The organism is Agromyces sp. P1_H4 (genome assembly GCF_056405255.1).
The window spans coordinates 1-9907 of sequence record NZ_JBFUCL010000123.1 but is presented as its reverse complement, the minus strand read 5'-3'; the positions used below and the strand labels follow the sequence as shown (position 1 = coordinate 9907).

Here is a 9907-nt window from a genome sequence, read left to right as displayed (position 1 = left end):
CTCCACGAGGTCGGCGCCCTCCTCGACGCGAAGGCCGTGCACACGGGCCGTACCGCCGAGAACCACCTGCTCGCCATGGCCGCCACGCACGGCATCGGTCGCCGGCGTGTCCGCGAGGTCATCGAGCTGACCGGGCTCGAGTCGGTCGCGCGCAAGCGCGTGGGCGGCTTCTCGCTCGGCATGGGCCAGCGGCTCGGCATCGCCGCGGCGCTGCTCGGCGACCCGGCGACGCTGCTCCTCGACGAACCCGTGAACGGGCTCGACCCCGAGGGCGTCCTGTGGGTGCGGCGCCTCGTGCGCCATCTGGCGGGCGAGGGCCGCACCGTCTTCCTCTCCTCGCACCTGATGAGCGAGATGGCGATGACCGCCGATCACCTCATCGTCGTCGGGAAGGGCCGCATCATCACGGATGCCCCCGTCGCCGACGTCATCGCGAACGGCACGAGTCCCCGCGTGCAGGTGCGCTCGCCGCACGCGTCGCGCCTGGCCGACCTGCTCGCCGGCCCGGGCGTCACGGTCGTGCGGTCGGAGGCCGGCCTCCTCGAGGTGACCGGCGTCGAGGCATCCGGCATCGGAGACCTCGCCGCAGCGCACGCCCTCGCCATCCATGAACTCACCCCCAAGAGCGCGTCGCTCGAGGAGGCCTACATGGCCCTGACCGCCGACGCCGTCGAATACCGCACGGAGGCCGTCCGATGACCACCATGACCACCCCATCGCCCCGAGTCGGCTCGCAGCCGGCCGAACCCTCGACGAGCCTGACGTTCGGAGGCGTGCTGCGCTCCGAGTGGATCAAGCTCCGCAGCCTCCGCTCGACGATCTGGTCGTACGGGCTCGTCGTCGCCATCTCGCTCGGCATGGCCCTGCTCATGTCGCTCAGCATGGTCAACGGCATGAACGGCGGTGCGGATGCCGCGTCCGCCCCGGCCGACCAGCAGGCGGGCTTCGTCGTCGACGCCTCCGTGTTCGGCGTGTACTTCGGCCAGCTCGTCGCCGCCGTGCTCGGCGTGCTCGTGATCAGCGGCGAGTACTCGACCGGCATGATCCGGTCGACGCTCACCGCGGTGCCGCGGCGGCTGCCGGCGCTCGCCGCCAAGGCCGTGATCCTGGGCGCGGCGACCTTCGTGGTCGGCGCCATCGCGACGTTCAGCGCGTTCGCGGTGTCGTCGGTGGTCTTCGCGGGCATCGACGTCTCGGCGAACCTCCTCGACCCCGCCGTGTTCCTGCCGCTCCTCGGCGGCGCGCTCTACCTGTCGCTCGTGTCCCTGTTCGCGCTTGGCGTCGGCACGATCCTGCGCAGCAGCGCGGGCGGCATCGCAGCGGTCCTCGGCATCCTGCTGCTCCTCCCGACGGTGCTGCAGATGATCCCCGCCGAGTGGGCACAGGACCTCGTGCCCTACCTGGTCTCGATCGCCGGGATGAACACATTCACCTCCACGACGGCCGAGGCGACCGCCGACGGCTTCGGCGTCTGGCTGAACCTCGCCATCGTGCTCGGATGGGTGGCCGCCGCGGGCATCGGGGCCGCCACGACGCTCACGAAACGCGACGCGTAGAGTCCTGTCCATGACCGCGTCACGGCCCGCCCCCGACCACCAGGACCCGGTGGCCGGGGGCGAGCTGCGCCTGCCGCGAGCGCCCGGGGTCGCGCGCCGCTACTGGGCGCGGCATCCGCGATTCGCCGACGCGCTCATCGCCGGGATCTACGGCGTTCCCACCATCGTCATCACGATCGTCTCGGCGGCGCAGCAGCAGCTTGCGCCGGGCCTGGCGATCGCGGTCGTGGCCGCCGCGCTCGCGGCGGGGCTCGGGCTGCTGATCGCTCGGCGCACGCATCCCCGACTGGTGCTCGCCCTCGCCTGGCTGGCGTGCCTCGCCTCGATCTGGGCCCCGTCGGTCGACGTGTTCGCCATCCTGCTCGCGCTCTACGGGCTCGCCGTGTACGGCACCTCGCGGTCGGCGTGGATCGGGTTCGGCACGTCGGCCGCGGTCGGCGCGGGCGCCGCGTACCTCTCCGCGGCGATCAGACGGGCTGCCGGGGCAGTGCCGCTCGACGGCGACGCGTTGAGCGCCGCGCTCTCCTTCGCGGTGCTCATGCTCGTGGCGACCCTCATCGGCGTCAGCGTCGGCAATCGGCGGCGCTACCTGGACGCGCTGATCGCCCGCGCGCACGACCTGGCCAGGGAGCGCGACCAGCAGTCGCAGCTCGCCGCCGCGGCGGAGCGCGCCCGCATCGCCCGGGAGATGCACGACATCGTGTCGCACGGGCTCACCGTCATGATCACGCTCGCGGAGGGATCGGCGGCGACCGCCCCCAAGGACCCCGAGCGCGCCGCGACGACGATGCGTCACGTCGCGGAGGCCGGCCGCGACGCGCTCGCCGAGATGCGGCGCATGCTGGGCGTGCTCGCGGGGCCGACGGATGCCGCCGGCTCCGCCGATCGGGCGCCGCAGCCCGGCGTCGATGCGATCCCGGCGCTCGTCGAGGGCTTCCGCGACGCCGGCCTGCCCGTGCGCCTCACCACCACCGGAGCGCCGATCACGGAGCCGACGCTGGAGCTCGCGGTCTACCGGCTCGTGCAGGAGGGCCTCACGAACGCGTTGCGGCACGCCGACGGGGCGCAGCAGGTCGACGTCCGCATCCTCCACGGCGACGACGCGGTCGAGGTCGTCGTGGAGGACGACGGCCACGCCCACGGCGTGCCCGGGATCGTCGGCTCCGGTCGGGGCTTGCCTGGCCTTCGCGAGCGGGTCGGGCTCTACGGCGGCACGCTCGATGCGGGCCCACGGTCGACCGGCGGTTGGCGCATGCACGCGACGCTGCGCGCGACGCTGCGCGCGACGCTGGAGGCGGCGGATGACCGACGTGCCCCCAATGCCGCCGTCGACGCGGAGGCACGGGCGGAGGACCCGACGTGAACGATGACCGGCGGGACATCCGCGTGGCCATCGTCGACGACCAGGCGCTCGTGCGCACCGGCTTCCGGATGGTGCTCGAGGCGGAACCCGACCTCGTCGTGGTGGGCGAAGCCTGCGACGGCGCCGCGGCCGTCGAGCTGGCGCGATCCACGCCCGTCGACGTGATGCTCATGGACGTGCGCATGCCCGGGGTCGACGGCATCGCCGCCACCGCCGAGGTGACCGGCGGACCGGCCGCGCCGCGGGTCATCGTGCTCACGACCTTCGACCTCGACGAGTACGCCTTCGCGGCGATCCGGGCCGGCGCCAGCGGCTTCCTCCTGAAGGACGCCCGGCCGCAGGAGCTCACGACCGCGATCCGCACCGTGCACGCGGGCGAGGCGGCGCTCGCGCCCCGCGTCACCCGCCGGATGATCGAGCTGTTCGCCGCCGACCTCCCGCCCGCGGGAGCCGCCGATGCGCGCGCCGAGCTGTTCGACCGGCTGTCGCCCCGAGAACGCGAGATCCTCGTGGCGATCGCCGAGGGCCTCAACAACGCCGAGCTCGCGTCGAGGTTCTTCCTCTCCGAATCGACCGTCAAGACCCACGTCGGCCGCATCCTGCAGAAGCTCGGCGCCCGCGACCGCGTGCACCTCGTCATCCTCGCCTACGAGCACGGGCTCCTCGGCGGGCCCGGAACGTCGCCCGAGCGTCGGTAGGCTGGCTGGGCACACCGACACGGAGGGCCCATCGATGCCAGCTGCACACCTCACCCGACTCGAGGCAGAGGAGCGCGTCGGCATCGTGCACGCGCCCCGATACGAGGTCGACCTCGACCTCACGGGCGACGGCGGCACGTTCGGGTCCACCACGGTGGTGCGGTTCGACGCGACGCCCGGCGCCTCCACCTTCATCGAGTCGACGACCCTCGAGGTGCACGAACTCGTGCTGAATGGCCGCCCGCTGGATCCGGCAGCGGTCATCGACGGCAACCGCATCCGCCTCGTCGACCTCGAGGCGCAGAACGAGCTCGTGGTGCGGTCGACGCGCGGCTATTCGAACACCGGCGAGGGCCTGCACCGGTTCGTCGACCCCGTCGACGACGCCGCGTACCTCTACACCGAGTTCGCGGTGGCCGAGGCGAACCGGGTGTACGCCGTCTTCGACCAGCCCGACCTCAAGGCGTCGGTGCGGTTCACCATCACGGCGCCCGCCGCGTGGCAGGTGCTGAGCAACGCGCCCACGCCCGGCCCGGTGCCGGCTGGCACCGACGGCACGACCGCGACGTGGGCGTTCGAGACGGGCCCGGTCATCTCGAGCTACATCGTCGCCATCATCGCCGGCCCGTATGCGGCCTGGCGCGGCGCGGCTCGCAGCATCGACGGCCGCGACGTGCCGCTCGGCCTCTTCACCCGCGCCTCGCTCGCGCAGTACGCCGAGCCCGACGTCATGTTCGAGACGGTGCAGGCGGGACTCGCGTTCTACGAGCAGGCCTTCGGCGTCCCCTATCCCTTCGGCAAGTACGACCAGGTCTTCGTGCCCGAGTACAACTGGGGCGCCATGGAGAACGTCGGCGCCGTCACGTTCAACGAGGGCTACCTGTTCCGGTCGCGCGTCTCGGACGCCCGGCGCGAGCAGCGGGCCATCGTGGTGCTGCACGAGCTCAGCCACATGTGGTTCGGCAACTCGGTGACCATGCGCTGGTGGAACGACCTCTGGCTGAACGAGTCGTTCGCCACGTGGGCGTCGACGCTCGCCACGTCGCAGGTCACGGAGTTCACGGGCGTCTGGGCGACGTTCGCGAGCGACGAGAAGACCCACGCGGCCGAGCAGGACCAGCTTCCCTCGACGCATCCGATCGTCGCCGAGATCCGCGACCTCGGCGACGTCGAGGTCAACTTCGACGCCATCACCTACGACAAGGGCGCCTCGGTCTTGAAGCAGCTCGTCGCGTGGGTCGGCCTCGAGGCGTTCCAGCGGGGCGTCGGCGCCTACCTGACGGCTCACGGCGGTGGCAACGCCACCCTGCGCGACCTCCTCGACGAGCTCGAGCGGGCGAGCGGGCGGGACCTCACCCGGTGGTCCGAGCTCTGGCTCGAGACCGCCGGAGTGAACACCCTGCGAGCGATCGTCGAGACGGATGCCGCGGGCACGATCACCGCGGCGCGCATCGAGCAGACCGCGGCGGCGGCACATCCGACCCTCCGCCCGCATCGTGTCGCGATCGGCTGCTATTCCGCCGACGAGCACGGCGCCCTCGTGCGCACGCACCGCCTCGAGCTCGACGTCGACGGCGCCGTCACCGACGTTCCCGACCTCGTCGGCGTCCAGCGCCCCGATCTGCTGCTCGTGAACGACGACGACCTCACCTATGCCAAGGTGCGGCTCGACGAGGCGTCGTTCGCCGCCGCGATCGCGGGCCTGGCCGAACTCGCCGACCCCGTCGCGCGGGCGGTCGTGCTCGGCTCGGCGTGGGATGCGGTGCGCGACGCCGAGCTGCCCGCAAGCGAGTTCGTGCGGCTCGTGCTCGGCAGCGTCGGCCACGAGACGCAGTCCGCCGCGCGGGGCCTCGCCCTCTCCCGGCTCGAGCTCGCCGTCGGCCGCTACCTGGCCGACGAGCACCGCGAGCGGATCGCGGCCGAGACGGGCGACGCGGTGTGGGCGCTCGCGGAGCTCGCGGAGGCGGGCAGCGACACCCAGCTGCAGTTCGTGAAGGCGTTCACCCGACTGGCGGCGACGCAGGCGCACGCCGACGTGCTCGGCAGCCTCCTCGACGGCTCGATCAAGCTGCCCGGCCTCGAGGTCGACCTCGACCTGCGGTGGGAGCTCGTGATCGCGCGCGCCGCGCTCGGCGGGGCATCCGACGATGAGATCGACGCGGCGCTCGCGCTCGACGAGACCGCGAAGGGCCGCCAGCTCGCGGAGACGGCCCGCGCGGCCCGCCCCGACCAGGCGGTGAAGAATGCCGCGTGGCGTCGCGTCGCGACCGATGCGAGCCTGTCGAACGATCTCGCGCGCGCCATCGCCGAGGGCTGGCGTCGCACGACGGCACCCGAGCTGCTGGCGACGACGGCCACCGCGTACTTCGAGATGCTGCAGCGCACCTGGTCGGAGCGGAGCTTCACCATGGCCTCGCTCATCGTGTCGCGGCTCTTCCCGTCGCCGCTCGTCGACGAGGAGCTCGCCGGCATGGCTCGAGACTGGCTGGCCGCGAATCCCGCGCCGGCGCCGTTGCACCGTCTCGTGTCCGAGCAGCTCGATGAACTCGAGCGGGCGTTGGCGRCTCGCGCGTGCGATGCCAGCGTGCTCTCGGGCGCGGCTCAGTAGACTCTCTCACCATGTTCCGAGCCGCAGAGACCCCCACCGACCCTGCCGACGAGACCCCGCTCAGCGGCAACTTCTGGGCGGGCGTGGCACAGTTCTGGGCCGACAACTGGGACGTCATCGTCGGCAAGCTCATCGCGATCCTCTTCATCATCGCGATCGCGTTCCTCATCCGCTGGATCTTGCACTTCGTCATCGACCGCACCGTGAACCGCGTGGTGTCGGGCGTCAAGAAGAAGCAGGACGTCACCGACACGCAGGCCCTGCAGGCGTCGCCGCTCGCCGCCGTGCGCGTCGTGCAGCGCAYGCGCACGCTCGGCACGGTGCTGACGAACATCGTGAACGTGACGCTCTTCATCGTCGTCACGCTGATGATCGTGAGCACCATCGACCCCGCCATCCTCGGCTCCTTCGCGCTGCTCTCCGCGGCGATCGGCGCCGGCCTCGGCTTCGGCGCGCAGAACATCGTGAAGGACGCACTGAACGGCATCTTCATGGTCGTGGAGGACCAGCTCGGCGTGGGCGACGTGGTCGACCTCGGGCCGGCCACCGGCATCGTCGAGGAGGTGCGCATCCGCGTGACGACGGTGCGCGACGTGAACGGCACGCTGTGGTTCGTGCGCAACGGCGAGATCCTCCGGGTGGGCAACATGTCGCAGGGCTGGGCGCGGGTCATCCTCGACCTCGCCGTGCCGTACGATGCCGACGTGGAAGCCGTCGAGAGCGAGATGCTGCGCACCGCCACCGAGCTCGCGCAGTCGGGCAAGTGGCGTTCGCGCGTCCTCGAGAAGCCCGAGATCTGGGGCCTCGAGTCGATCTCCGATGAAGCGATGATCATCCGCATCGTCATGAAGGTGCGCACGTCGTCGAAGGACGACGTGGCCCGCGAGCTCCGCACCCGCCTGAAGCACGCGATGGACGCCATGGGCGTGACGCTCCCGAGCCTCTCGAGCGTCGTGCTCAGCGGCTTCGACGGCGCGACCCGGGTCAAGGGCGCGAAGCCCCCGAAGACCGGGCCCAGCAGCGTGGTGACGACGGATGCCTCGCGCACGGCCATCGCCACGAAGCCGAAGGTTCCCCGCGCCCCCCGCGCCCCGAAGCCGCCGACCACGGGAGGCGCCGAGTGACCGACCAGGCGAACCCCGCCGCATCCGGGCCCGTGCAGCCGGCGGGCGTGCCCCTGCGCGGCAGTGAGCACGGGGCAGCGCTCGGGCCCTCGTTCTACGAGACCGTCGGCGGCCGTGCCACGTTCGAGCGCCTCGTCGCCGAGTTCTACCGCGGCGTCGCCGACGATCCGGTGCTCCGGCCGATGTACCCCGAAGAGGACCTCGGGCCGGCCGCCGAACGGCTCACCATGTTCCTCGAGCAGTACTGGGGCGGTCCCGGCACCTACAGCGAGCAGCGCGGGCACCCACGCCTGCGCATGCGCCACCTGCCCTTCAAGGTGAACCCCGACGCGCGCGACCGCTGGCTCGCGCACATGCGCGCGGCGGTCGACTCGCTCGACCTGCCGCCGCTCGCCGAGGAGACGCTGTGGGACTACCTGCAGCGAGCCGCGTTCGCGATGGTCAATACCTTCGAGGACTGAACACCCACCCACCCACCCACCCACCCCGCACCACCCAGACGAAGGAGTCCACGTGGCCGCCACCCCCGCGCCCTCATCCCCCGCATCCCCCGCGTCCCGGTCCTCGGTGCGCGAGCCCGACGCGATCATCGTCGGTGCGGGCCTCTCGGGCCTCGTCGCCGCGGCCGAGCTGGTCGACGCGGGCAAGCGCGTGGTGATCGTCGAGCAGGAACCCGAGGCGAGCCTCGGCGGGCAGGCGCACTGGTCGTTCGGCGGACTCTTCCTCGTCGATTCGCCCGAGCAGCGTCGGATGGGCGTGAAGGACTCCCTCGAGCTGGCGAAGCAGGACTGGTCGGGCACCGCCGGGTTCGATCGCGACGAGGACGAGTGGGGCCGGCGCTGGGCTGACGCCTACGTCGAGTTCGCGGCCGGCGAGAAGCGGGCGTGGCTGCACGAGAAGGGCGTGCGGTTCTTCCCGATCGTCGGCTGGGCGGAGCGCGGCGGCTACAACGCCATCGGCCACGGCAACTCGGTTCCCCGCTTCCACATCACCTGGGGAACCGGGCCCGGCGTGCTGGCCCCGTTCATCGCCCGCGTGCAGGCCGGCGCTGCGGCCGGTCTCGTCGAGTTCCGGCACCGGCACCGCGTCGACGAGGTCGTCGTCGAGTGGGGCGTCGTGGTCGGCGTCCGCGGGGCCGTGCTCGCCCCCGACGCCGCCGGGCGCGGCGAGCCGAGCAACCGCGACGTGGTGGGCGACTTCGACCTGCGGGCGCCGGCCGTCGTCGTGGCATCCGGTGGCATCGGCGGCAATCACGACCTGGTGCGGGAGTTCTGGCCCGAGCGCATGGGCGTCGCGCCCGAGAGCCTGCTCTCGGGGGTTCCCGCGCATGTCGACGGCCGGATGCTGCCCATCGCCGAGCGTGCGGGCGCGCGGCTCGTCAACGGCGATCGCATGTGGCACTACACCGAGGGCATCACGAACTGGGATCCGGTGTGGCCCAAGCACGGCATCCGCATCCTGCCCGGTCCCTCGTCGCTGTGGTTCGACGCCGAGGGCCGCCGCCTGCCCGTGCCGCTCTTCCCCGGCTTCGACACCCTCGGCACGCTGGAGCACATCGTGGCCACCGGCCACGCCCACTCGTGGTTCGTGCTGACGCAGAAGATCATCGAGAAGGAGTTCGCACTGTCGGGCAGCGAGCAGAACCCCGACCTCACCGGCAAGGACCTGAAGCTGCTCGCCGACCGGCTCGGCTCGGGCGCACCGGGCCCCGTGGAGGCGTTCAAGCAGCACGGCGTGGACTTCGTGGTCGCCGACACCCTGCCCGAGCTCTTCGACGGCATGCGCGCGCTCTCCCCCGACGTGCCGATCGACACCGACAACATCGAGCGCGAGATCGTGGCGCGCGACCGCGAGCTCGAGAACGAGTTCTCGAAGGACCTGCAGCTCACCGCGGTGCGAGGGGCCCGCAAGTACCGGGGCGACAAGCTCATCCGGGTGGCGACGCCGCACCGGATCCTCGACCCGAAGGCGGGCCCGCTCATCGCCGTGAAGCTGCACGTGCTCACGCGCAAGAGCCTCGGCGGCATCCAGACCGACCTCGATTCGCGGGCTCTCGCGTCCGACGGCACGGTCGTGCCGGGGCTCTACGCGGTCGGCGAGGCCGCGGGGTTCGGCGGCGGCGGCGTGCACGGGTATCGCGCGCTCGAGGGCACCTTCCTCGGCGGATGCCTCTTCACGGGTCGTGCGGCCGGGCGGGCGATCGCCCGGAGCTGAGCGGCAGCGGCGCGCCTACGCCTTGAGCGTCCAGGGCTTGCGCCGCACGAGCACGTGCCCGCGCCGCGACGTGAGGCGCGTCCACGGGCCCGTCTCGAAGAGCCGCACCGGRTCGTCGCCGAGGAATCCGAGGCTGAAGGCGCCGAACGCGGCGCCCGCGGGCACGTACTCGAGTCCCGGCACGCCGCGACCCCAGACCTCCGAGCGCACGCGCTGCACCAGCTGCTCGCCGGTGCCCTCGGGGATCGCGGTGGCGACCTCGTCGATGCCCGCGCGTGCCGCGGCCTCGAGGGTCGCGGCATCCGTCTCGCCGAGGGGGCGCCAGCCGCCCCTGGGCGGCGAGA

Annotated in this window: 9 protein-coding genes; 8 read left to right on the top strand and 1 reads right to left on the bottom strand. The window is 72.3% G+C overall.

Features of this window, described 5'->3' with window-relative positions:
* The 8 genes from AC1DY2_RS09530 to AC1DY2_RS09495 all read left to right on the top strand — a co-directional run.
* Positions 1 to 699: AAA family ATPase (locus AC1DY2_RS09530; RefSeq protein ID WP_476762198.1), on the top strand; the 699-nt coding region annotated here is incomplete at its 5' end.
* Between the two features lie 5 nt (positions 700 to 704).
* Entirely contained in the window at positions 705 to 1556 is an 852-nt protein-coding gene (locus AC1DY2_RS09525) for an ABC-2 transporter permease (protein ID WP_476762197.1), read from the top strand.
* Between the two features lie 10 nt (positions 1557 to 1566).
* Complete coding sequence (locus tag AC1DY2_RS09520) at positions 1567 to 2919, top strand: sensor histidine kinase (RefSeq protein WP_476762196.1); 1353 nt, start codon at positions 1567 to 1569, stop codon at positions 2917 to 2919.
* Positions 2916 to 3617, top strand: coding sequence for a response regulator transcription factor (locus AC1DY2_RS09515; RefSeq protein WP_476762195.1), 702 nt, complete (start codon positions 2916 to 2918; stop codon positions 3615 to 3617). Before AC1DY2_RS09520 ends, AC1DY2_RS09515 begins: the two co-directional genes overlap by 4 nt.
* A 34-nt stretch (positions 3618 to 3651) precedes the next feature.
* Positions 3652 to 6225, top strand: a complete 2574-nt coding sequence (gene pepN, locus AC1DY2_RS09510) for an aminopeptidase N (RefSeq protein ID WP_476762194.1) — start codon at positions 3652 to 3654, stop codon at positions 6223 to 6225.
* Between the two features lie 11 nt (positions 6226 to 6236).
* Positions 6237 to 7349 carry a mechanosensitive ion channel family protein gene (locus AC1DY2_RS09505; protein WP_476762193.1) on the top strand — a complete coding sequence of 371 codons (1113 nt, stop codon included), beginning with the start codon at positions 6237 to 6239 and terminating at the stop codon, positions 7347 to 7349.
* A gap of 53 nt (positions 7350 to 7402) precedes the next feature.
* Positions 7403 to 7810 (top strand): globin, encoded by a 408-nt coding sequence (locus tag AC1DY2_RS09500; RefSeq protein ID WP_476762200.1) that lies wholly within the window; start codon positions 7403 to 7405, stop codon positions 7808 to 7810.
* Between the two features lie 106 nt (positions 7811 to 7916).
* The gene (locus AC1DY2_RS09495) at positions 7917 to 9563 is read left to right on the top strand and encodes an FAD-binding dehydrogenase (RefSeq protein WP_476762199.1); all 1647 of its coding nucleotides are present in this window, start codon (positions 7917 to 7919) and stop codon (positions 9561 to 9563) included.
* A gap of 15 nt (positions 9564 to 9578) precedes the next feature.
* Here the strand turns inward: AC1DY2_RS09495 and AC1DY2_RS09490 are convergent.
* Positions 9579 to 9907, bottom strand: a 329-nt coding sequence (locus tag AC1DY2_RS09490; RefSeq protein ID WP_476762192.1) for a DUF8185 domain-containing protein, incomplete at its 5' end; no start/stop codon positions are given.

Excerpts from the sequence above, each read along its gene's own strand:
- AC1DY2_RS09525 (WP_476762197.1), top strand. The coding sequence starts at position 705 with ATGACCACCCCATCGCCCCGAGTCGGCTCGCAGCCGGCCGAACCCTCG.
- AC1DY2_RS09520 (WP_476762196.1), top strand. The coding sequence starts at position 1,567 with ATGACCGCGTCACGGCCCGCCCCCGACCACCAGGACCCGGTGGCCGGG.